22 protein-coding genes are annotated in these 21,522 nt (G+C 37.1%); 16 read left to right on the top strand and 6 right to left on the bottom strand.

All coding sequences use genetic code 11. The annotated features are described in order from the left end of the window. Entirely contained in the window at positions 1 to 981 is a 981-nt protein-coding gene (locus tag FRX51_RS02160; RefSeq protein ID WP_146495443.1) for a ribose-phosphate diphosphokinase, read from the bottom strand. Between the two features lie 76 nt (positions 982 to 1,057). Further along, on the bottom strand, positions 1,058 to 1,627 hold the full coding sequence (locus FRX51_RS02155; RefSeq protein ID WP_146495441.1) for a CYTH domain-containing protein: 570 nt from the start codon (positions 1,625 to 1,627) through the stop codon (positions 1,058 to 1,060). Positions 1,628 to 1,834: 207 nt separating this feature from the next. On the opposite strand from FRX51_RS02155, the gene FRX51_RS02150 reads away from it, so the two are divergent. The 5 genes from FRX51_RS02150 to FRX51_RS02130 are packed head-to-tail and all read left to right on the top strand — an operon-like array spanning position 1,835 to position 6,008. Continuing rightward, complete coding sequence (locus FRX51_RS02150) at positions 1,835 to 2,503, top strand: GTP pyrophosphokinase family protein (protein WP_398586889.1); 669 nt, start codon at positions 1,835 to 1,837, stop codon at positions 2,501 to 2,503. Beyond that, positions 2,478 to 3,320 carry an NAD kinase gene (locus FRX51_RS02145; RefSeq protein ID WP_146495437.1) on the top strand — a complete coding sequence of 281 codons (843 nt, stop codon included), beginning with the start codon at positions 2,478 to 2,480 and terminating at the stop codon, positions 3,318 to 3,320. Before FRX51_RS02150 ends, FRX51_RS02145 begins: the two co-directional genes overlap by 26 nt. Continuing rightward, positions 3,310 to 4,206 (top strand): RluA family pseudouridine synthase, encoded by an 897-nt coding sequence (locus FRX51_RS02140; protein ID WP_146495435.1) that lies wholly within the window; start codon positions 3,310 to 3,312, stop codon positions 4,204 to 4,206. The genes FRX51_RS02145 and FRX51_RS02140 overlap by 11 nt, the downstream gene beginning before the upstream one ends. A gap of 3 nt (positions 4,207 to 4,209) precedes the next feature. Next, positions 4,210 to 5,199 (top strand): phosphate acetyltransferase, encoded by a 990-nt coding sequence (gene pta, locus FRX51_RS02135; protein ID WP_146495433.1) that lies wholly within the window; start codon positions 4,210 to 4,212, stop codon positions 5,197 to 5,199. A gap of 53 nt (positions 5,200 to 5,252) precedes the next feature. Continuing rightward, positions 5,253 to 6,008 carry an SDR family oxidoreductase gene (locus FRX51_RS02130; RefSeq protein WP_146495431.1) on the top strand — a complete coding sequence of 252 codons (756 nt, stop codon included), beginning with the start codon at positions 5,253 to 5,255 and terminating at the stop codon, positions 6,006 to 6,008. On the opposite strand, the gene FRX51_RS02125 is transcribed toward FRX51_RS02130, so the two are convergent. Beyond that, the gene (locus FRX51_RS02125) at positions 5,993 to 6,544 is read right to left on the bottom strand and encodes a TetR/AcrR family transcriptional regulator (RefSeq protein WP_146495429.1); all 552 of its coding nucleotides are present in this window, start codon (positions 6,542 to 6,544) and stop codon (positions 5,993 to 5,995) included. The two genes, FRX51_RS02130 and FRX51_RS02125, sit on opposite strands and share 16 nt — an antisense overlap. 130 nt (positions 6,545 to 6,674) lie before the next feature. Between FRX51_RS02125 and FRX51_RS02120 the strand changes: the two genes are divergently transcribed. Next, the gene (locus FRX51_RS02120; RefSeq protein ID WP_146495427.1) at positions 6,675 to 7,028 is read left to right on the top strand and encodes a DUF1304 domain-containing protein; all 354 of its coding nucleotides are present in this window, start codon (positions 6,675 to 6,677) and stop codon (positions 7,026 to 7,028) included. Between the two features lie 101 nt (positions 7,029 to 7,129). On the opposite strand, the gene rpsT is transcribed toward FRX51_RS02120, so the two are convergent. Further along, complete coding sequence (rpsT, locus tag FRX51_RS02115; RefSeq protein WP_146460545.1) at positions 7,130 to 7,381, bottom strand: 30S ribosomal protein S20; 252 nt, start codon at positions 7,379 to 7,381, stop codon at positions 7,130 to 7,132. 85 nt (positions 7,382 to 7,466) lie between these two features. Next, the gene (gene coaA, locus FRX51_RS02110; RefSeq protein WP_146495425.1) at positions 7,467 to 8,384 is read right to left on the bottom strand and encodes a type I pantothenate kinase; all 918 of its coding nucleotides are present in this window, start codon (positions 8,382 to 8,384) and stop codon (positions 7,467 to 7,469) included. A gap of 227 nt (positions 8,385 to 8,611) precedes the next feature. Between coaA and FRX51_RS02105 the strand changes: the two genes are divergently transcribed. The 9 genes from FRX51_RS02105 (at position 8,612) to nox (ending at position 17,814) form a co-directional block, all read left to right on the top strand. Continuing rightward, positions 8,612 to 9,190, top strand: coding sequence for a class I SAM-dependent methyltransferase (locus tag FRX51_RS02105; RefSeq protein WP_186627077.1), 579 nt, complete (start codon positions 8,612 to 8,614; stop codon positions 9,188 to 9,190). Beyond that, positions 9,190 to 10,467, top strand: a complete 1,278-nt coding sequence (locus FRX51_RS02100; protein WP_146495544.1) for a pyrimidine-nucleoside phosphorylase — start codon at positions 9,190 to 9,192, stop codon at positions 10,465 to 10,467. The genes FRX51_RS02105 and FRX51_RS02100 overlap by 1 nt, the downstream gene beginning before the upstream one ends. A gap of 20 nt (positions 10,468 to 10,487) precedes the next feature. After that, complete coding sequence (gene deoC, locus FRX51_RS02095) at positions 10,488 to 11,150, top strand: deoxyribose-phosphate aldolase (RefSeq protein WP_146495421.1); 663 nt, start codon at positions 10,488 to 10,490, stop codon at positions 11,148 to 11,150. Further along, on the top strand, positions 11,137 to 11,526 hold the full coding sequence (locus FRX51_RS02090) for a cytidine deaminase (RefSeq protein ID WP_146495419.1): 390 nt from the start codon (positions 11,137 to 11,139) through the stop codon (positions 11,524 to 11,526). The genes deoC and FRX51_RS02090 overlap by 14 nt, the downstream gene beginning before the upstream one ends. Before the next feature lie 60 nt (positions 11,527 to 11,586). Further along, the gene (locus FRX51_RS02085; protein ID WP_146495417.1) at positions 11,587 to 12,636 is read left to right on the top strand and encodes a BMP family protein; all 1,050 of its coding nucleotides are present in this window, start codon (positions 11,587 to 11,589) and stop codon (positions 12,634 to 12,636) included. Between the two features lie 124 nt (positions 12,637 to 12,760). Next, the gene (locus tag FRX51_RS02080) at positions 12,761 to 14,293 is read left to right on the top strand and encodes an ABC transporter ATP-binding protein (RefSeq protein WP_146460533.1); all 1,533 of its coding nucleotides are present in this window, start codon (positions 12,761 to 12,763) and stop codon (positions 14,291 to 14,293) included. Beyond that, entirely contained in the window at positions 14,286 to 15,347 is a 1,062-nt protein-coding gene (locus FRX51_RS02075; RefSeq protein ID WP_146495415.1) for an ABC transporter permease, read from the top strand. Before FRX51_RS02080 ends, FRX51_RS02075 begins: the two co-directional genes overlap by 8 nt. 1 nt (position 15,348) lies before the next feature. Then, positions 15,349 to 16,314 carry an ABC transporter permease gene (locus FRX51_RS02070; RefSeq protein WP_146495413.1) on the top strand — a complete coding sequence of 322 codons (966 nt, stop codon included), beginning with the start codon at positions 15,349 to 15,351 and terminating at the stop codon, positions 16,312 to 16,314. Between the two features lie 129 nt (positions 16,315 to 16,443). Further along, the gene (gene nox / locus FRX51_RS02065; protein ID WP_146495411.1) at positions 16,444 to 17,814 is read left to right on the top strand and encodes a H2O-forming NADH oxidase; all 1,371 of its coding nucleotides are present in this window, start codon (positions 16,444 to 16,446) and stop codon (positions 17,812 to 17,814) included. 91 nt (positions 17,815 to 17,905) lie between these two features. Here the strand turns inward: nox and FRX51_RS02060 are convergent, their stop codons facing one another. Continuing rightward, positions 17,906 to 18,886, bottom strand: a complete 981-nt coding sequence (locus FRX51_RS02060; protein ID WP_146495409.1) for an L-lactate dehydrogenase — start codon at positions 18,884 to 18,886, stop codon at positions 17,906 to 17,908. Positions 18,887 to 19,066: 180 nt separating this feature from the next. Between FRX51_RS02060 and gyrA the strand changes: the two genes are divergently transcribed. Continuing rightward, the gene (gene gyrA, locus FRX51_RS02055) at positions 19,067 to 21,514 is read left to right on the top strand and encodes a DNA gyrase subunit A (protein ID WP_146495407.1); all 2,448 of its coding nucleotides are present in this window, start codon (positions 19,067 to 19,069) and stop codon (positions 21,512 to 21,514) included. Positions 21,515 to 21,522 lie beyond the last annotated feature (8 nt).

Below are 21,522 nucleotides of genomic sequence, written 5' to 3'. Positions count from 1 at the left end.
TTAAGCATCCTTTTCATCAACATGGTAAGAGAAGAGTGGACTGAGTGGTTGTCGTTCTTGAATGCGAATAATCGCTTCTCCGATTAACTGGCTGGCTGAAATATAAACCAACTGTTCAGGTTTTGGATGTTGGCTCTTAATGGAATCTGTAGCAATAATTTCTTTGATTGGGGCAGCATTTAAGACATCTGCGGTTGTTTTGGTTAAGTGGGCATGACTAACAGCCGCATAAATTGCAGTTGCACCACCAGCTTCTACAATTTTAGCAGCTTCAGCTAAGGTTTTTCCAGTATTCAAGATGTCATCAATTAGAATCGCCTGTTTACCAGCCACATCTCCAATGATGTAGCCTTCCTCACGATTGGCATCATCCTTGGCATAATCGATAATCGCGATTGGGGCATCGAGATATTCTGCTAGACTACGAGCACGTTTAATACCTGAATTTTTTGGACTAACAACAACGACTTCATCAGTTGGGAAATGTTGATTGATGTAACGCTTTGCAAAAAGAGGAGTCGTTAATAAATTATCTACGGGAATATCAAAGAAACCTTGAACTTGAACAGTGTGCAAATCTAGAGTAAGGATACGATTAACCCCTGCCTTAACTAACATATTCGCAACTAGTTTAGCTGTAATTGGTTCACGGGAAGAAGCAATGCGATCTTGACGAGCGTAACCAAAATAAGGGATAACAACGTTTATAGTATTAGCACTGGCTCTTAGGCAGGCGTCAATCATAATCAGTAATTCCCACAAGTTATCATTAACGGGAAAGCTTGTTGATTGAATAATATATATGTCAGCTCCTCGAACGCTTTCTTCAATGTTAACCATAATTTCACCATCAGCAAATTGACGTGAAGACACCTTGCTCAAGGGAATACCGGCAGCACTGGCAATTTTTTCTGCCACTTCCATATTAGAGGAAAGTGAGAAAAGTTTGACGGTTTTTGTAAAATGATTGTGATCAGACATCAATAAAAGGCTCCTTTTATAAAAAACTTCATTTTATTTTATCAAAAATGGCAAAAGATTTCAGTAAGTAACTATTTTAATTTTTAGGAAGTGTGCTTGCAAAACGAGCAAGTTTACTTTTGGCAAATTTATAGTTGATATTATATTTTTTCAAAAAAGCTTGAAAATCAGCTTCTCCTTTACTAGCATCGTTAACTTCTAACTCTAATTCATAGTCTTTGATTTGGGCATAACGATTGCTGTCTAAGGCAATCAACCCAATGTCAATCTGACTTTCACGGCGAATGGTTGTTAGGTTACCGAGTAGATTAAGTTTACTTAAATCAATTCCCGCATCCAAAATAGGTTGAGTGACTGTATTGATTGGAAAATGCCCTGTACGAATGAGTTCTTTAGCTTTTTCTAAGCTTAATTCAGCATTAAATTCTAAATTCCCAACGTCTTGGGGAATTTTAAGTGTTAGTTCAGCAGACTGACTAAAGGTTCTAATTCTAAGTGATAGTCGATGTTTTTTAAGTTGAAAATCAGCGGTATCAAAATAATAGTTGGTCTGGGTGACTTGAGGCACATGGCTAAATAATAAATCAAGTCGTTTAAATTCATCCTTGGTTAACAAGGTCTTGTATTCAATTTCGAGATGTTTCATAGGTTTCCTTTCTTTTGGTTTGTTAATCTAATCATATTTTATCTTAAAGTTAAGAAAATATCATGTTTTTACTAGATAATGAGCAATTTGATGACGAAAAGGAAAATATAAGGAAAAAATTTAGACAGAAAGTATGGTATAATGGTAGAAGTAGTTTGTTCGACAAAAGACGTTCTGATGCTTAAAGGAGGTATCGATGTAATGGAAATGAAAGACTGGGAAGCCTTTTTAGACCCCTATATTCAGACAGTCGGAGAGTTAAAGATTAAATTAAGAGGCATTCGCAAACAATTCCGTAAACAAAATCAGCATTCTCCAATTGAATTTGTTACAGGTCGTGTCAAATCAGTTGAGAGCATTAAGGAAAAAATGGTTAGGCGAAATGTTCCATTAGAACGAATTCGAGAAGATATCGAAGACATTGCAGGGTTGCGGATCATGGTTCAGTTTGTGGATGATATTGATGAAGTTTTGACCTTGTTACGACAACGTGGTGACATGAAAGTTGTGATTGAGCGTGATTATATCAATCATAAAAAAGAAAGTGGTTACCGTTCTTACCATGTGATTGTTGAATATCCTGTTGATACCATTACTGGTCCCAAGACAGTCTTAGCAGAAATTCAAATTAGGACTCTAGCCATGAACTTTTGGGCAACCATTGAGCACTCGCTTAATTACAAGTATGGCGGGGATATTCCTAGTGAATTACAAAAACGTTTGAAAAGAACGGCAGATATTTCATTAAAATTGGACGAGGAAATGCGTAAAATTAGGGATGAGATTAAAGAAGCGCAATTGTTATTTGATCCCATTCATAAACGTGTTAATGATGGTGTAGGAAATAGTGATGACACAGATGAATTTTACCGATAAGGTTATTAAAGTAGCTATTATTTCAAATGGCAATTACCAGAGCCGAGGGATAGCTCATAAATTATTTAATATTTTACGTGATGATCAGGATTTTTATTTGACCAAGCGTCATCCAGACGTTGTTATCTCTATTGGTGGCGATGGCATGCTATTGTCTGCCTTTCACATGTACGAACGGTCATTGGACAATATTCGATTTGTTGGAATTCATACAGGCCATTTAGGATTTTATACGGACTATAGAGATTTTGAAGTCAATAAACTGTTAGATGATTTGCGTTCAGATCGAGGTGAAAAAATCTCTTATCCCATTTTACGCGTTAAAACGACGTTATCAGATGGTCGTGTGTTGACCTCACGTGCCTTAAATGAAGCGACCATCAAGCGTATGGAAAAGACCATGGTTGCCGATGTTTTGGTCAATCAAATAAAATTTGAGAGCTTTCGTGGTGATGGCTTATCGGTTTCAACCCCAACGGGTAGCACAGCCTATAATAAGTCTTTAGGTGGTGCAGTATTACATCCAACGATAGAGGCCCTACAATTAACTGAAATTGCCAGCCTAAACAATCGTGTCTTTCGTACCTTAGGCAGTCCCTTGATTGTTCCTAAAGGCGAGAAAATAGAAATTATTCCCAAACGTTTAGGAACGTATGTTATCGCTGTAGATAACAAAACTTATAAGCATAGGGATGTTGTTAAGATTGAGTTTGAGTTAGATCAGAAAAAAATTCATTTTGTTGGTTCCGACAGTCACATCAGTTTCTGGGAGCGTGTTCGAGATGCTTTTATCGGAGAGTTAGAAGATGAAGTTTGATTTTATTGCCCATCGTCCCTGTCAAGTTAAGAGTTTACTGAAGGAGCATGATGTTTCAAAGGCTCTTTTAGCTAAAGTTAAATTTAAGGGGGGCAATATTTGGGTTAATGATGTGGAACAAAATGCCACCTATGTTTTAGCTGTTGGAGATAAGGTAACCATTGAGGTTCCAAATGAAGAAGATTTAGCGGGTAGTTTACAACCTGTGGCGCGTGATTTGGCGATTGTTTATGAAGATGAACATTTTTTACTTCTCAATAAGCCCCATGGTGTAGCCAGTATTCCAAGTGTGCTTCATTCTAATACAATGGCTAATTTCGTTAAATATTATTATGTAGCTAATGATTATCCTAATCGTCAGGTTCACATTGTCACACGATTGGATAAGGATACCAGTGGTCTTATGCTATTTGCTAAACATGGTTATGCTCATGCTCGTTTGGATAAACAATTACAAGCTAAAACAATTGAGAAACGTTATTATGCCTTAATTTCAGGCTCAGGAGAATTGGCCAGTCAAGGTGACATTATTGCGCCAATAGCTAGACCAGAAGATAGCATTATCACACGTTGTGTGCATCCAGATGGCAAGTATGCTCATACTAGTTATCAGGTTGTTGAGGATTTTGGTGAGATCAAGTTGGTAGATATTAAACTACATACAGGACGCACTCATCAAATTAGGGTACATTTCGCACATATTGGTTTCCCGCTACTAGGAGATGATCTTTATGGTGGCCGCATGGACTTGGGGCTAACTAGACAAGCCTTGCATTGTCATCAACTAAGTTTTGTCAATCCTTTTACCAAAGAAAAACAAATACACACGAGTGACTTGACAGATGATATGGAAAATTTTATGATAAAATGGAAAACGAAAGGATAAAGAGTGATTATGGCATCATTATTTGAAACATTAAAAGAAAAAATTGTCGGCAAAAATATTAAGATTGTTTTTCCAGAAGGTAATGATTTGCGAGTGGTTACGGCAGCTGGACGCTTAAAAGCTGAAGGTTTGTTAGAACCGATTGTTTTGGGAAATACAAGTGACGTTGAAAAATTATTGGCTGAGGCTGGTTATGAGCAGTCAAACGTCACAATTATTGATCCAGAAAACTATGATCAATTAGCAGTGATGAAAGAAATGTTTCTTGACTTGCGTAAGGGGAAGGTCGAGCCAGAACAAGCTGACCAATTATTGAAAGATGTTAATTATTTTGGTGTGATGTTGGTTCAAATGGGCTTGGCAGCTGGTATGGTAAGTGGTGCGATTCATTCGACTGCAGATACTGTACGACCAGCCTTACAAATCATCAAGACAAAACCAGGAGTTTCAAGAACATCAGGAATTTTCATCATGAATCGTGATAGCACGAATGAACGTTTGGTTTTTGGTGATTGTGCGATTAACATTGAACCAAATGCGCAAGAATTGGCGGAAATTGCAGTTAATACAGCGGAAACAGCTAAAATTTTTGCTATTGATCCTTATGTGGCCATGTTAAGTTTTTCAACGATGGGGTCAGGGAAATCACCTAATGTTGATAAGGTAGTTGAAGCAACACGTTTGGCTAAAGAAATGGCACCTAACCTAAAATTAGATGGGGAATTACAGTTTGATGCAGCTTATGTAGCAGCCACTGCCAAAATTAAGGCACCAGATAGTCAAGTGGCAGGACAGGCAAATACCTTTATCTTCCCAGATCTTCAGTCAGGGAACATCGGTTACAAGATTGCTGAGCGTCTAGGCTCATTTGAAGCAATCGGACCAATTTTGCAAGGTTTGAATAAACCAGTTAATGACTTATCTCGTGGATCAAATGCCGAAGATATTTATAAATTAGGTATCATCACAGCAGCACAGGCTTTAGATAATTAAGCTAACAAAAAACTGGATGAGTTTATCCAGTTTTTTTTCAATAAGGAGAAAAAATGAAAACGATTTTAGTAACAGGGGCATCAGCTGGTTTTGGACGAGCCATTTGTCAAGAATTGGTTCAATCAGGTTATCGCGTTATTGGAGCCGCTCGACGACAAGAAAAATTAGAAGATCTAAAAAAAGAATTAGGTGAATCTTTTTATCCCTTATCATTAGATCTTACTAATAAAGCAGAAGTTGGTAAGGCATTGGCTCAATTACCTGAAAATTGGTCAATGATAGATGTCTTGATCAATAATGCAGGTTTGGCATTAGGATTGGATAAAGCACAAGAGGCAGACTTCAATGATTGGGAAACCATGATTATGACGAATGTTTTAGGCTTGTCATTCATCACTAATCAACTCTTACCTAAACTTGTCCTTAAACGCGGTCAAATTATCAATATTGGTTCAATTGCGGGTACTTATCCTTATCCTGGTGGTAATGTTTACGGTGCAACCAAGGCATTTGTTAAACAATTTAGTCTTAATCTACGTGCAGATTTAGCTGGAACAGGCGTTCGAGTGACCAATTTGGAGCCAGGTCTTTGTGGTGGCACAGAATTTTCTTTTGTTCGTTTTAAGGGAGATAAGGAACGAGCTGAAAAATTATACGAAGGAACAAATAGCATTCAACCCGAAGATATTGCTAAAACGATTATTTGGTTGATTCAACAACCTCAGCACATCAATATCAATCGTCTAGAAATGATGCCAACCTCACAAAGTTTCGGAGCCTTACCAGTTCATATTCAAGAAGATAAGTGATAAGGTTTAATCATTTTAAGGAGAAAGTCTGCCATTTGGCTAGGGCTTTCTTTTTTTCCTTGTGAAATCCATGTTTGACAGACAGTGAAATAAGCACTCGAAAGATAGACGATACAATAATGATTTTCATGTGTTTCAAATCTATCTAAAAATTTAGAGCCTTGTATTTCTAAATCTTCCCGTACAAGTTCCTGAAATTTATAGCGCAAGAAATCATGAATTTCTTTACTTCCATTTGGTAGTAACAGAGTAGAAAATAAGGTTTCTTGATTTAGAATATCAAAAATTTGGCAAATATTTTGATGTCGATTAGTAGTAAATTGAGCAAAAACAAGTTCTAGTTTTTGAAAAACACGTTGTTGACAGCAATCGATAATGTCATATTTATCTTTATAGTAATTATAAAAACTAGCCCGACTGATTTGGGCTTCTTTAGCGATTTGGCTGCTGGTAATTTTTGTTAAGGTTTGAGTCATCAATAGCAAACTTAGTGCATTTTCGATTTTTTTCTGACTCCGTTGTACTGAATTAATCATTTTATGCTCCTTTAATTAGACAGTTTTTGTTTTTTTGTCTAAAACTAATTGCTTTGTTCTTGTTTAATTCATAGATGCTTGCTATTCTATTATAGCACATCAACTATTTAACCTAAAAGGAGTATTTTTTATGTCAATTATAGCTAATTTTTTTGTTGTCTTAGTAGCCCTAGAGTGTTTTTATATCATGTATTTAGAAACCGTGATAACCAGTTCTGCCAAAACCGCTAAAGTTTTTGGCATGTCACAGGAGGAATTGAAACAAAAATCACTCAATACCCTATTCAAAAACCAAGGTATCTATAACGGACTATTAGGTGTTGGCCTACTATATGGTTTGTTGTTTAATGTCAGTTTTGTTCCAGCTATTTTAATTTACATTATTTTGGTTGCTAGCTACGGTGCTTTGACTAGCAGTCCTAAAATTATTTTAACTCAAGGTGGCCCAGCGATTTTAGCGCTTATTTTGACTATTTTTGCTTAATTTTTAACCATTAAAAGCCTATGTATGAATAGGCTTTTTTGTTTCTTAAAATGGTCAAGTGATTCATTTGAATATGAAAAAACAGTCCGATGGACTGTCTTTTAGTTTGCTAATTTTGTAGCAAGACGTGCTTTGTCACGACTTGCTTTGTTTTTATGAATCAAGCCTTTTGACTCAGCTTTATCAATAACTGAACTTGCAGTACGGTAAAGTTCTTCAGTTGGGTTAGCTTCGAATGCTTTGATTGCAGTACGCATAGCTGATTTTTGTGCTGAGTTTTTAGCGTTTTGTTTTACGTTAAGTTCAGCACGTTTGATAGCTGATTTGATATTTGCCAATGTTTTCACCTCCATTTATACTAACTATCTTATTATAGCTGAAAATAATGTACTTGACAAGCAGAAATCATCATTTTCTATAAAATTATCACCGACAATATTATTTTTTGAGAAAAATTTGTTCAATTTCATGATTATTTGATTTGTATAAAATCAGTTCAGCACGTTGTTTGGTTGGTTCGATAAATTCTTTAAGATTGATGAGATTGATAGATTGCCAAACATTTTTTGAGAAGGCTAAGGCTTCTTGACGAGGCATCTGTGTAAATTGATAATAATAGTTAGTTGGTTTGGTTACTGCTAAATCTAATAATGTTTCAAAACGTTCTAAGTACCAACGTTCAATAGCTTGACGATCAGCGTCGATATAAATTGAAAAATCAAAATAATCACTAATGTATAGGTTTTGATTTTCTTGAGTTTGTAAAACATTGATACCTTCGATGATTAAAATATCAGGCACATCAATTTCTTCTTGATGATTGGGGACAATATCATAAATATCATGTGAATAAATAGGGATTGTTGTTTTTTGGTTATTTTTTATCTCATTAAGGAAATGAATTAGACGCTTCATATCATAGGATTCAGGGAATCCTTTACGCTGGAGTAGATGTTTCTTTTTTAAAATAGCGTTCGGATAGAGAAAGCCATCAGTAGTTACCATGGTGACTTTACTTTTGGGAAAGGTTCGTTTTAATAGAAGGGTTAGTAGACGACTCGTTGTTGATTTGCCAACGGCAACACTACCAGAAATGCCGATGATAAAAGGTTTATTGGGAGTATGCTGTTGTAAAAAAATATTTTTCGAAAAATGAAGATCATCAAAATTTTTCTTATAAATTTGAATTAAACTAACCAAAGGAAGGTAGATGTCTTTAACATCTGCAATACTAATTTTATCATTAAGACTTTTGATACGTTCTAATTCATCAGTTGTTAGGGGAATATGGTCAGTAGGGGATAGTAATTGTCGCCAACTCTGACGTGAAATTGTAAAAAAATTACTTAAATCCATAGTTAAGAGAATTCCTTAAATAAAAATCGTATATTTGGTTTGTCTAGGCTTACAAACACTAATATTATAGCATAAATGAAAAGAAAACGCTTGATTGCCGAATGTTATCTCTTTGTAAGCGTCATTAAACTAACGAAAAAATGATTTAAAGCTTGTCAAAATCTTAAGATTATGTTAAGATAATTCTGTAAGAAAAATACAAGAGTGTATTGATAAATATGACAAATATGTATTATACAGAAAATCCAAATAGTCAACATGACATTCAAAAACTAGAAGTTGACTTATTAGGACAAAGATTTCATTTTTTAACAGACTCGGGTGTTTTTTCCAAGCGTATGGTTGATTATGGAAGTCAAGTGCTTCTATCTACTTTAACTTTTTCGCCAGGAGAAAGTGTCTTAGATGTAGGATGTGGTTACGGACCGTTAGGGATTAGTTTGGCTAAAGCTTATCAAGTGAAGTCAACAATGGTGGATATTAATTTACGAGCTCTAGATTTAGCAAGGCAAAATGCTCAGTTAAACCAAGTTCAGCCTAATATTTTTCAATCAAATCTTTATACGGAGGTAACCGGTAACTTTGATCATATCATCAGTAACCCTCCTATTCGGGCAGGAAAAGTAGTCGTCCATACTATTTTATCAGAGGCGATTCATTATCTGAACAAGGGTGGAGATTTAACCATTGTAATTCAAAAGAAACAAGGTGCTCCTAGTGCAAAGCAGAAAATGGAAGAAGTTTTTGGTAATTGTGACATTATTAAAAAAGATAAGGGCTATTATATACTTAGAAGTGTGAAATGATGAGAGCAGTAGATTTAATTCAAAAAAAACGTGATGGCAAAGAATTGAGTACAGAAGAAATCAACTGGTTGATTTCAAATTATGCTCAAGGACAAGTGCCAGATTATCAGATGTCAGCTATGGCAATGGCGATTTACTTCCAAGGGATGTCAGTTAATGAGATTCGAGATTTGACTATGAGCATGGTCAAAACAGGACAAGAGATTGATTTGTCTTCTATTGGTGGTATTAAAACAGATAAACACTCGACAGGAGGTGTCGGTGATAAAGTGACCTTGATTTTGGCACCTTTAGTTGCTAGTTTTGGTGTTCCTGTCGCTAAAATGAGTGGACGTGGTTTAGGCCATACTGGTGGTACTCTTGATAAGTTGGAATCAATCAAAGGTTATCAAATCGATCGAACACAAGAAGAATTTATTCAACAAGTTAAAGAAATTGGTGTTTCGGTTATTGGACAGTCGGATCAACTGGTTAAAGCGGATAAGTTGCTTTATGCTTTGCGTGATGTGACAGCGACAGTTGACATTATTCCACTGATTGCTAGTTCAGTTATGAGTAAAAAGATTGCGGCAGGAGCAGATAGCATTTTGCTAGATGTGACAGTTGGTGATGGTGCCTTCATGAAAAATCTTGATGATGCTGAGACCTTATCTCGAACTATGGTTGCCCTGGGTAATGAAGTCGGTCGCAAGACAGTTGCAGCAATAACTAACATGAGTCAGCCTTTGGGGCGTGCTGTAGGTAATCGCTTAGAAGTGTTAGAAGCACTAGAGATTATGCAAGGCAAGGGTCGTGAAGATGTGACAGAGTTTATCTGTGAATTGGCTCAAGTCATGTTAGAGTTGGCCGGACGTAAGGAAGAATTATCAACCATCAAAGAACATCTCATCAATGGTCAAGCTTTGAAGAAATTCGAAGAAATGGTGGCTTATCAAGGTGGAGATTTGGAAGATTTGTATCGTCCATCGCAAGCTCAATACATTACTGAAGTCAAAGCTGAAAAAGATGGCTACATCACTGCTTTGCCAGCCTTGGAATTTGGCTTGATTGCTATGCGTTTGGGGGCGGGTAGAGCTGTCAAAACTGATGCTCTAGATTATGAGACAGGTTTAGTTTTTGATAAAAAAGTAGGAGAATTTGTTGCTAAAGGTGATGTGATTCTTAAAGTTTACTCAAATCAAGAATTAGACTCAACAGTTTTAGCAGAGTGTCAAGCTAATATTGCAATTGGTGATGTTCAAGAAAAACCAAAAGAAATTTTGAAAATTATTTCTTAGGAAAGAGGCTAAAAGTAATTATGCAACTAAATAAATATATTGATCACACGCTACTCAAACAAGATAGCACACGTGAACAAATCGATCAACTAATCGCTGAAGCAAAAGAATATGATTTCGCAAGTGTCTGTGTAAATCCAACTTGGATTTCTTATTGTGCTAAAGCATTGGAAGAGACAGATGTTAAAGTTTGTACAGTTGTAGGTTTTCCTTTAGGTGCAACATTATCAGATGTTAAGGCATTTGAAACAGCTGCAAGTATTAAAGCTGGAGCTGATGAGATTGACATGGTAATTAACATTGGTGCGTTGAAGTCGGGGGACCTAGATTTAGTAGAATCAGATATTAGAGCTGTTGTTGAAGCTAGTCAAGATAAATTAGTTAAAGTCATTATTGAAACATGTCTTTTAACTGAAGAAGAAAAAGTTTTAGCTTGTCAACTAGCGGTTAAAGCTGGAGCTGATTTTGTTAAGACGTCAACGGGTTTTTCAACTAATGGTGCGACGGTAGCCGATGTAAAATTGATGCGTGAAACAGTCGGCTTAGAAGTCGGTGTTAAAGCAGCAGGAGGTGCCCGGTCACTTGCCGATGCCCAAGCTTTTATTGAAGCAGGAGCGACGCGTATAGGTACTTCTTCAGGTGTGGCAATTATCAAAGGAGAAAGCGTTAATGGTGGATACTAAGTTAATAGATTTAGCTCAAAAAGCCAGCGAGAAAGCTTATGTACCTTACTCAAAATTCCCAGTTGGAGCAGCTGTTAAAACAGTTGATGGAGAATTTTTCTTAGGATGTAATGTGGAAAATGTCAGTTATGGTTTAACCAATTGTGGCGAACGGACAGCTATATTTAAAGCAGTTTCTGAAGGTTATACAAAATTGACAGAAATCGCAGTATATGGTGAAACGGAAGAACCTATATCACCTTGTGGAGCTTGTCGTCAAGTGATGGTTGAATTTTTTGAACCGACTAGCAAGGTGACATTGATAGCGAAAAATGGTAAGACGGTCGAGATGATGGTCAAGGATTTAATTCCATATTCTTTCACAGATTTTAACTAATCTGTTTCTTATGTACCGTAGCTTTAAGTTACAAAAAAATATTTAGGAGGGTTCAGTCACATGAACAAAAAACTTATTGGTGTTGGTTTGGCTTCAGTAGCCGTATTGGGATTAGCGGCTTGTTCAAATCGTAAGGCGACGTCATCTAGTGAAGCAGCAACGGATTTGAAAGTTGCAATGGTTACGGATACTGGTGGAGTTGACGATAAATCATTTAACCAGTCAGCTTGGGAAGGTTTGCAAGCTTGGGGTAAAGAGAATGGTCTATCAAAAGATAATGGCTATACTTACTTCCAATCATCAGGTGAATCAGAATTTACAACTAACTTGAGTAGTGCAGTAGATAGTGGTTATCAGTTAGTTTTCGGTGTAGGATTTGCTCTCTATGATGCAGTAGATAAAGTTGCTGGTGATAATCCAGATACTAACTTTGCGATCATTGACTCTGTTATTGAAGGTAAAGATAACGTAGCGAGTGTTGTTTTTGCAGATAATGAAGCAGCATATTTGGCAGGAGTTGCAGCAGCTAAAGCAACGAAAACTAAACAAGTTGGCTTCATCGGTGGTATGGAAGGTGAAGTTATTACTCGTTTCGAAAAAGGTTTTGAAGCGGGTGTGAAATCTGTAGATTCGTCTATTAAAATTTCAGTAGAATATGCTGGTTCATTTGGTGATGCGGCTAAAGGTAAAACAATTGCAGCTGCTCAATATGCAGCTGGTGCAGATGTTATCTATCAAGCAGCAGGAGGAACTGGTGCAGGCGTATTTAGTGAAGCTAAATCAATCAACGAAACTAAAAACGAAGATGAAAAAGTTTGGGTTATCGGTGTTGACCGAGATCAATCTGAAGAAGGTAAATACACTTCTAAAGATGGTAAGGAATCAAACTTTGTTCTAGCATCATCTATTAAAGAAGTTGGTAATGCTTTACAATCAATCACAAACGAGACAAAAGATGGTAAATTCCCAGGTGGTAAAACAACTGTTTATGGTCTTAAAGATGGTGGTGTGAATATTGCTACAACTAATCTTGATGATGAGGCTAAAAAAGCAGTGGAAGATGCTAAAGCTAAAATTATTTCTGGTGAAATCACTGTTCCAGAAAAATAATGATGCATAAAGCGACCATTGTCGGTCGCTTTTTAAGAGACTGAGGTATTTATACCTCAGTAAAGCTTAGCAATTTTGCTAAGTTTTACTGACTGATAGATATTATGTTGAAAGGAAGATTCCTATGACTGAAAATGTCATTGAAATGAGAGAAATCACAAAAAAATTTGGTGATTTTGTAGCTAATGATCACATTAACCTAACGGTTAAAAAAGGTGAGATTCATGCTCTTCTTGGTGAAAATGGAGCAGGAAAATCAACTTTGATGAATATGCTCGCAGGCTTACTTGAACCAACGAGTGGCGAAATTGCGATTAAAGGTGAGGTGGTTAAAATTGATTCCCCCTCTAAATCTAACAGTTTAGGGATCGGAATGGTGCATCAGCACTTTATGTTAGTTGAAGCTTTTACCGTTGCTGAAAATATCATTCTTGGTAATGAAACAGTCAAAAATGGTGTTTTGGATTTGAAGAAAGCTACTAAAGAGATTAAGGAACTTTCTGAAAAATATGGCTTGGCTGTTGATCCTTCAGCTAAGGTCGAAGACATTACGGTAGGTGCTCAACAACGTGTTGAAATTTTGAAAACTCTTTATCGTGGTGCAGATTTGTTGATTTTTGATGAGCCAACAGCCGTTTTGACCCCATCTGAAATTCAAGAATTGATGGTAATCATGCGTAATTTGGTTAAAGAAGGTAAATCTATTATCCTAATCACACATAAATTAGACGAGATTCGAGCAGTTGCTAATCGTGTCACTGTAATTCGTCGTGGTAAGAGTATTCAAACGGTTAATGTTGCTGGAGCAACTGCTGAAGATTTAGCTGAAATGATGGTTGGACGTTCTGTTTCTTTCAAAACGGCTAAAAAAGCTGCTGAACCAAAAGACGTTGTGTTATCAATTAAAGATTTAGTTGTCAATGAAAATAGGGGAATTCCAGCTGTTAAAAATCTATCATTAGATGTGAGAGCTGGTGAAATTATTGGTATTGCTGGAATTGATGGCAATGGTCAAAGTGAATTGATTCAAGCAATCACAGGATTACGCAAGGCGAAATCAGGCAGCATTAAAATCAAAGGACAAGAAATAACAAAAATGACAGCTCGTCAAATTACAGAGCTGAGTGTTGGTCATGTTCCTGAGGACCGTCATCGTGATGGTTTGGTACTTCCTATGACTTTGGCTGAAAATATCGCACTTCAAACTTATTATAAAGAACCTTTAAGTAAAAAAGGTATCTTAGATTATAAGAAAATCAATGATTATGCGAAAAAATTGATGGCAGAGTTTGATGTTCGTGGAGCTAATGAATTAGTACCTGCCAAAGGTTTTTCAGGTGGTAATCAGCAAAAGGCTATTATTGCTCGTGAAGTCGATCGTAACCCAGACTTACTAATTGTTAGTCAACCAACTCGTGGCTTGGATGTGGGAGCGATTGAGTATATTCGTAAACGTTTGATTGCTGAACGTGATAAAGGCAAGGCGGTTCTTGTTGTGAGTTTTGAATTAGATGAAATTTTAGATGTTTCAGATCGTATTGCTGTAATTCATGACGGCCATATTAAAGGCATTGTAAAACCAGAAGAAACTAATAAACAAGAGTTAGGTATCTTGATGGCAGGCGGTGCTATTGACAAGGAGGTTAGTCATGTCTAAGAAAAATCAACAAATTATTGTTCCTTTAATTTCAGTTCTACTAGGCCTGTTGCTAGGTGCAGTAGTCATGCTTATTTTTGGATATGACCCACTTTGGGGTTATGAAGGTCTTTTCCAAGTGGCTTTTGGTAGCTTGAAAAATATTGGAGAAATTTTCCGTGCGATGGGACCACTAATTTTAATTGGTTTAGGCTTCTCAGTAGCTAGCCGTGCTGGATTCTTCAACGTTGGATTACCAGGACAAGCCTTAGCTGGTTGGATAGCTGCGGGCTGGTTTGCTTTGGAAAATCCCGATATGTCTCGTCCATTGTTAATTCTCATTACTGTTATTATTGCGATGCTTGCTGGAGGACTTGCTGGTGCGATTCCTGGTATTCTTCGTGCTTATTTAGGAACTAGTGAAGTTATTGTAACTATTATGATGAATTACATCATTCTTTACGGTGGTAATGCCATTATTCAAAATGCTTTTTCTAAAGATTTAATGCGTAGTGTTGACTCTAGTATTCAAGTTAGTAGCAATGCTTCTTATCAAACAGAATGGCTATCAGCAATGACTAGTAATTCTCGAATGAATATCGGTATTTTCTTTGCCTTGATTGCAATTGCTGTTATTTGGTTCTTACTGAACAAAACAATTTTAGGTTTTGAAATTCGTTCAGTTGGTCTAAATTCACATGCCAGTGAATATGCAGGTATGTCAGCTAAAAAAACCATTATTTTATCTATGGTTATCTCAGGTGCCTTAGCAGGTCTTGGTGGAGTTGTTGAAGGACTAGGAACATTTGAAAATGTCTTTGTTCAAAATAGCTCACTTGCTATTGGTTTTGAAGGGATGGCTGTTAGTTTGTTAGCAGCGAATTCTCCAATTGGTATTTTCTTTGCTGCCTTGCTTTTTGCCATTTTGAGTGTTGGTAAGACAGGGATGACTGTGGCTGGTATTCCACCAGAATTGGTAAGTATTGTAACAGCTTCAATTATCTTCTTCGTTGCATCACATTATTTAATTGAACGATTTATGGCTTCACGAAAAGCTGGAAAAGGAGGAAAATAGGATGCCATCATTAAGTTTAGTAACAATTTTATCGCTCTTAGTATCCTCTATGTTAATCTATGCTGCGCCTTTAATTTTTACTAGTATTGGCGGGGTTTTCTCAGAACGTTCTGGAACCGTTAATGTCGGACTTGAAGGAATCATGGTTGTCGGAGCCTTTTCTGGAATTGTTTTCAATTTAGAATTTGCTGAGAGTCTTGGCAAAATGACTCCTTGGGTAGCTGTCCTAGTAGCAGGTTTGGTTGGCGTACTCTTTTCTCTTGTTCATGCTTTGGCAACCATTAATTTCAGGGCGGATCATACCGTAAGTGGTACAGTACTCAATCTTCTAGCACCAGCCCTAGCTATTTTCTTAACGAAAGCTCTTTATTCTAAAGGGCAAACAGATAATATCCAACAATCTTTTGGTAAATTTACTTTCCCAGTTCTGTCAGATATTCCTGTTATCGGTGAAATTTTCTTTACAAATACGAGTATCTTAGGTTATCTAGCAATTGCTTTCTCATTCGCTGCATGGTATGTTCTATATAAAACACGTTTTGGTTTACGTTTGCGTTCAGTTGGTGAGCATCCACAAGCAGCAGACACTTTGGGAATCAATGTTTACAAAATGCGTTATTTTGGTATTATGATTTCAGGTTTCCTTGGTGGTGTTGGTGGAGCACTCTATGCGCAATCTATCTCAGTAAACTTTGCCATTACAACGATTTTAGGACCAGGTTTTATTTCCTTAGCGGCGATGATCTTCGGTAAGTGGAATCCAGTAGGTGCTATGTTGGCTAGTCTATTCTTTGGTCTATCACAAAGTTTAGCGGTTATTGGTAGTCAATTACCACTCTTGTCAAAAATTCCAACAGTTTACCTTCAGATTGCACCGTATCTTTTGACTATTGTGGTTTTAGCAGCCTTCTTTGGACAATCTGTAGCACCTAAGGCTGATGGAGTTAATTACATTAAATCGAAATAAAAAAATCGGCTTAGCCGGTTTTTTTATTTTTTGAATAAATGACGTAAAATTTAGCCAAATTAGTGGTAAGCGTTTTTAAAAAATGATATAATAAGAGAGTAAGAAAAAAATGAAAGTAGAGATTTTATTATGAGTAAAATTGTTGTTGTTGGTGCAAACCATGCAGGTACAGCTTGTATTAAAACAATGTTGTCAAACTATGGTAGCGAAAACGAGATTGTTGTTTTTGACCAAAACTCAAACATTTCATTCCTAGGTTGTGGAATGGCACTTTGGATTGGTGAGCAAATTGCAGGACCAGAAGGTTTGTTCTATTCTGATAAAGAACAGTTGGAGAGCATGGGAGCTAAAGTTTACATGAATTCTCCTGTTGAGTCTATCGACTATGACAAAAAAGAAGTTCATGCAGTTCTAGAAGATGGAACAAAGCATGTTGAATCTTATGACAAACTGATCTTTGCTACAGGTTCACAACCAATTCTTCCTCCAATCAAAGGTGCTGAAATCAAAGAAGGTTCTCGTGAATTTGAAGCTACACTTAAGAACTTGCAATTTGTTAAATTGTATCAAAACTCAGCAGACGTTATTGAGAAATTAAAAGATGCTGATATCAAACGTGTTGCCGTTGTTGGTGCAGGTTATATTGGTGTTGAGTTGGCAGAAGCTTTCCAACGTAAAGGTAAAGAAGTTATCTTGATTGACGTTGTTGATACATGTCTTGCAGGTTACTATGACAAAGATTTGACTGATATGATGGCTAAAAATCTTGAAGATAATGGCATCCAACTTGCTTTCGGTCAAACGGTTAAAGAAATCGCTGGTGATGGTAAAGTTGAAAAAATCATTACTGATAAAGCTGAGTACGATGTTGACATGGTTGTTTTGGCTGTTGGTTTCCGTCCTAATACAGCTCTTGCTGGCGATAAAGTTGAATTGTTCCGCAATGGTGCATTCCTTGTCAACAAAAAACAAGAAACAAGTGTTAAAGATGTCTATGCAATTGGTGATTGTGCAACAATTTATGACAATGCAACTAAAGACACCAGCTATATCGCTCTTGCATCAAATGCCGTTCGTACAGGTATCGTAGCAGCACACAATGCTTGTGGTACAGATCTTGAAGGAATTGGTGTTCAAGGGTCAAATGGTATTTCAATTTATGGCTTGCACATGGTGTCAACTGGTTTGACACTTGAAAAAGCAAATCGCCTTGGTTTTGATGCTGAGGTCACTGAGTTTACTGATAATCAAAAACCAGAGTTTATGGAACATGGTAACTTCCCAGTAACACTAAAAATCGTTTACGATAAAGAATCACGTCGTATCCTTGGTGCTCAAATGGTAGCTCGTGAAGATATGTCTATGGGTATTCACATGTTCTCACTTGCTATCCAAGAAGGTGTAACGATCGAGAAATTGGCGCTAACAGATATTTTCTTCTTGCCACATTTCAATAAGCCATACAACTACATCACAATGGCTGCTCTTAATGCAAAATAATTTAATCAATCTCAGCCAAAGAGCTGAGATTTTTTCTTGTTTAATGACTAATAAAAAACATCCTTAATGATTAAGGATGTTTTTTATTAAATTAGTTTTTACTAGCAGATGCAAATTCTTCTTTCGCAAATGCTTCATCAATAATATCTTTTAATTGTTTAGCAGAAGCTTGCATTTTTTGAAGTTCAGAATCGTTTAATGGAATATTGACTGGGTGAACAACACCGTGTGCACCTACAATAGCTGGTTGACCGATATAAACATCTTCAACACCTTCGTATTGTCCATCTTGATAAACTGAAATTGGAAGAACAGCTGATTCATCGTCAAGAATGGCTTTTGTAATACGAGCAAGAGCCACGGCAATACCATAGTAAGTTGCTCCTTTTTTGTTGATGATTGAATAAGCGGCATCACGCACAGAAATAAAGAGATCAATCAAACCTTGCTCATCAACGTCTTGGTTATCTTTTAACCATTGTTCTAGTTTAACACCGGCAACGTTAGCATGTGACCAAACTGCAAATTCTGAATCACCATGTTCTCCCATGATATAAGCATGGACTGAACGTGCGTCAACACCGATTTTTTCAGCCAAGGCCTGACGGAAACGAGCAGAATCAAGTGAAGTTCCTGAACCGATAACACGTTCTTTAGGGAAACCTGAGAATTTCCAAGTCGAGTAAGTTAAGATGTCGACTGGGTTAGCTGCAACAAGGAAAATTCCATTGAAACCTGACTCAACAATTGCATTAACAACTTCTTTGTTGATGCGGAGGTTTTTTTCTACCAAATCCAAACGAGTTTCACCTGGTTTTTGTGGAGCACCTGCTGTCAAAACAACTAAATCAGCGTCATGACAGTCAGAATAATCAGCAGCATAAATCTTTTTAGGTGATGTGAAAGCAAGCGCATGGCTCAAATCTTCAGCGTCACCTTGAGTTTTTTCTTTGAAAATATCAATAATTCCAAGTTCTTGTGCAATACCTTGAGTAACCAAGGTGAAGGCATAAGATGAACCAACGGCACCATCGCCGACAAGGATAACTTTTTTGTGTTGTTTAGTTGTCATATTCTAAACATCTCCCTTTATATTTTATTGGATTTCTCCATACGAACCCTATTCTATCACTTTTTGTGAAAAATGTCATTAAGAAAACGAAAAATCCCTAATGAGAACGCTTACAGTCCGAGGGTTTTAGCTTTTTATGGTATAATAAGAAGGTGAGTTTCGTGAGAAAAGAGGCAGAAAATGCAAGATAAAAATTTAGTAAATGTCAATTTAACAAGTGAAATGAAAACAAGTTTTATTGACTATGCCATGAGTGTAATTGTGGCTCGTGCCTTGCCTGATGTTCGTGATGGCCTTAAACCCGTTCATCGTCGAATTCTATATGGGATGAATGAACTAGGGGTGACACCAGATAAGCCTCATAAGAAATCAGCTCGTATTACAGGTGATGTCATGGGTAAATACCATCCTCATGGTGATTCGTCTATTTATGAAGCCATGGCTCGTATGGCTCAGTGGTGGAATTACCGACATATGCTGGTTGATGGTCATGGAAATTTTGGTTCAATGGATGGTGATCGTCCAGCGGCTCAGCGTTATACTGAAGCAAGAATGAGCAAGATTGCTTTAGAAATGCTGCGTGACATTAACAAAAATACGGTTGACTTTGCAGATAACTATGATGGTAGCGAGCGAGAACCCTTAGTTTTACCTGCTCGTTTCCCTAATCTTTTGGTTAATGGGGCAACAGGAATTGCAGTTGGTATGGCAACCAATATCCCACCACACAACTTAGGAGAAACGATCGAGGCGGTCAAAATGGTGTTGGATAAGCCAGAATCAACAACCCGGGATTTGATGACTGTTTTACCTGGTCCTGATTTTCCGACTGGCGCTTTGGTTATGGGTAAGTCAGGCATTCATAAGGCCTATGAAACAGGTAAGGGATCTATTGTTTTACGAGCTAAGACAGAGATTGAAGAGATGTCCAATGGTCGTGAGCGGATTGTCGTGACAGAGTTTCCTTACATGGTCAACAAGGTTAAAGTTCATGAGCACATTGTTCGCTTAGCTCAAGAAAAACGTATTGAGGGAATTACGGCAGTTCGTGACGAATCTAATCGTGAAGGTGTTCGTTTAGTGATTGAAGTGCGACGTGATGCGTCAGCGAGTGTTATCTTAAATAACCTTTTCAAGTTAACCAGCCTGCAAACAAACTTTGGCTTCAATATGTTGGCCATTGAACATGGTATTCCTAAAATTCTTTCCTTGCGTCAAATTTTAGATAATTATATTGCCCATCAAAAAGAGGTTATTACACGTCGAACACAATTTGATAAGACTAAGGCAGAGCAACGAGCACATATTTTAGAAGGTTTGTTGATTGCTTTAGATCATTTGGATGAAGTGATTACAATTATCCGAAATAGTGAAACTGACGCCCTAGCTCAAGCTCAGTTAATTAAGCGATTTAATTTATCGGAACGTCAAAGTCAAGCCATTTTAGACATGCGTTTGCGTCGTTTGACTGGCTTGGAACGAGATAAAATTCAATCAGAATATCAGGATTTATTAGCCTTAATTGCTGATTTAGCTGATATTTTAGCTAAGCCAGAACGCGTTATCGCCATTATCAAAGAAGAACTTGAAGAAATCAAGCGTAAGTATGCTGATGAACGTCGTACAGAATTGATGGTTGGTGAAGTTCTATCAATTGAAGATGAAGATTTGATTGAAGAAACAGATGTTTTGATTACCTTGTCTAATAAGGGCTATATCAAGCGTTTACCACAAGATGAGTTCCGTAGTCAGAAACGTGGGGGACGTGGAGTTCAAGGAACAGGAGTGAATGATGATGATTTTGTTCGTGATCTAATCTCAACCAGTACCCATGACGTTATGCTCTTTTTCACAAATAAAGGGCGTGTCTATCGTCTGAAAGGCTATGAAATCCCTGAATATGGTCGTACTGCCAAGGGGCTGCCAGTGGTAAATCTTCTCAAATTGGAAGAAAATGAAACTATTCAGACGATTATGAACTTGAAGAGTGATGATTTTGCGAATAAGTTTCTTTTCTTCACGACCAAACAAGGCCTTGTGAAACGCTCAAGCTTATCAGCTTTTAGTAATATTCGTCAAAATGGTTTGATTGCCTTGAATTTGAAAGAGAACGATGAACTGATTAACGTTTTGTTGACAGAAGGCCAAGATAATGTTATTATTGGGACTAAATTTGGTTATTCTGTCCGTTTTGATGAAACAAAAGTGAGAAGTATGGGACGTAGTGCGTCTGGAGTCAAGGGATTGAGTTTACGAGAGGGTGATTGTGTTGTCGGTGCTGCCCGTATTAACGACAGCCAAGAAGTGTTGATTATTACAGAAAATGGTTTTGGTAAACGAACATCAGCTAGTGAATATCCAACTAAAGGCCGTGGCGGTAAAGGAATTAAAACTGTTAACATTACCGAACGCAATGGTCATTTGGCAGGTCTTGTCACGATTACAGGAAATGAAGATGTCATGGTCATGACAACAACTGGTGTGATAATCAGAACCAATGTTCAAAATATCTCTCAAACAGGTCGTTCAACGCAAGGCGTCAAGGTTATGCGGTTGGATCAAACAGCCAAAATTGTCACTTTTACCTTGGTTGAGGCAGAAGAAGCCGTAGAAATAAGTGAAGAATAGAGGAAAAT

This window comes from Streptococcus sp. sy010, assembly GCF_007859175.1.
Lineage (GTDB): Bacteria > Bacillota > Bacilli > Lactobacillales > Streptococcaceae > Streptococcus.
The sequence above is the reverse complement of the archived record's forward strand: the minus strand, read 5'-3'. Positions and strand labels throughout refer to the sequence as shown.

Excerpts from the sequence above, each read along its gene's own strand:
- FRX51_RS02145 (WP_146495437.1), top strand. The coding sequence starts at position 2,478 with ATGACACAGATGAATTTTACCGATAAGGTTATTAAAGTAGCTATTATT.
- FRX51_RS02140 (WP_146495435.1), top strand. The coding sequence starts at position 3,310 with ATGAAGTTTGATTTTATTGCCCATCGTCCCTGTCAAGTTAAGAGTTTA.
- FRX51_RS02130 (WP_146495431.1), top strand. The coding sequence starts at position 5,253 with ATGAAAACGATTTTAGTAACAGGGGCATCAGCTGGTTTTGGACGAGCC.
- FRX51_RS02085 (WP_146495417.1), top strand. The coding sequence starts at position 11,587 with ATGAACAAAAAACTTATTGGTGTTGGTTTGGCTTCAGTAGCCGTATTG.
- FRX51_RS02120 (WP_146495427.1), top strand. The coding sequence starts at position 6,675 with ATGTCAATTATAGCTAATTTTTTTGTTGTCTTAGTAGCCCTAGAGTGT.
- nox (WP_146495411.1), top strand. The coding sequence starts at position 16,444 with ATGAGTAAAATTGTTGTTGTTGGTGCAAACCATGCAGGTACAGCTTGT.
- FRX51_RS02070 (WP_146495413.1), top strand. The coding sequence starts at position 15,349 with ATGCCATCATTAAGTTTAGTAACAATTTTATCGCTCTTAGTATCCTCT.
- FRX51_RS02155 (WP_146495441.1), bottom strand. The coding sequence starts at position 1,627 with ATGAAACATCTCGAAATTGAATACAAGACCTTGTTAACCAAGGATGAA.
- FRX51_RS02105 (WP_186627077.1), top strand. The coding sequence starts at position 8,612 with ATGTATTATACAGAAAATCCAAATAGTCAACATGACATTCAAAAACTA.
- FRX51_RS02160 (WP_146495443.1), bottom strand. The coding sequence starts at position 981 with ATGTCTGATCACAATCATTTTACAAAAACCGTCAAACTTTTCTCACTT.
- deoC (WP_146495421.1), top strand. The coding sequence starts at position 10,488 with ATGCAACTAAATAAATATATTGATCACACGCTACTCAAACAAGATAGC.
- FRX51_RS02080 (WP_146460533.1), top strand. The coding sequence starts at position 12,761 with ATGACTGAAAATGTCATTGAAATGAGAGAAATCACAAAAAAATTTGGT.
- gyrA (WP_146495407.1), top strand. The coding sequence starts at position 19,067 with ATGCAAGATAAAAATTTAGTAAATGTCAATTTAACAAGTGAAATGAAA.
- FRX51_RS02125 (WP_146495429.1), bottom strand. The coding sequence starts at position 6,544 with ATGATTAATTCAGTACAACGGAGTCAGAAAAAAATCGAAAATGCACTA.
- FRX51_RS02075 (WP_146495415.1), top strand. The coding sequence starts at position 14,286 with ATGTCTAAGAAAAATCAACAAATTATTGTTCCTTTAATTTCAGTTCTA.
- rpsT (WP_146460545.1), bottom strand. The coding sequence starts at position 7,381 with ATGGAGGTGAAAACATTGGCAAATATCAAATCAGCTATCAAACGTGCT.
- FRX51_RS02100 (WP_146495544.1), top strand. The coding sequence starts at position 9,190 with ATGAGAGCAGTAGATTTAATTCAAAAAAAACGTGATGGCAAAGAATTG.
- coaA (WP_146495425.1), bottom strand. The coding sequence starts at position 8,384 with ATGGATTTAAGTAATTTTTTTACAATTTCACGTCAGAGTTGGCGACAA.
- FRX51_RS02090 (WP_146495419.1), top strand. The coding sequence starts at position 11,137 with ATGGTGGATACTAAGTTAATAGATTTAGCTCAAAAAGCCAGCGAGAAA.
- FRX51_RS02060 (WP_146495409.1), bottom strand. The coding sequence starts at position 18,886 with ATGACAACTAAACAACACAAAAAAGTTATCCTTGTCGGCGATGGTGCC.
- FRX51_RS02150 (WP_398586889.1), top strand. The coding sequence starts at position 1,835 with ATGAAAGACTGGGAAGCCTTTTTAGACCCCTATATTCAGACAGTCGGA.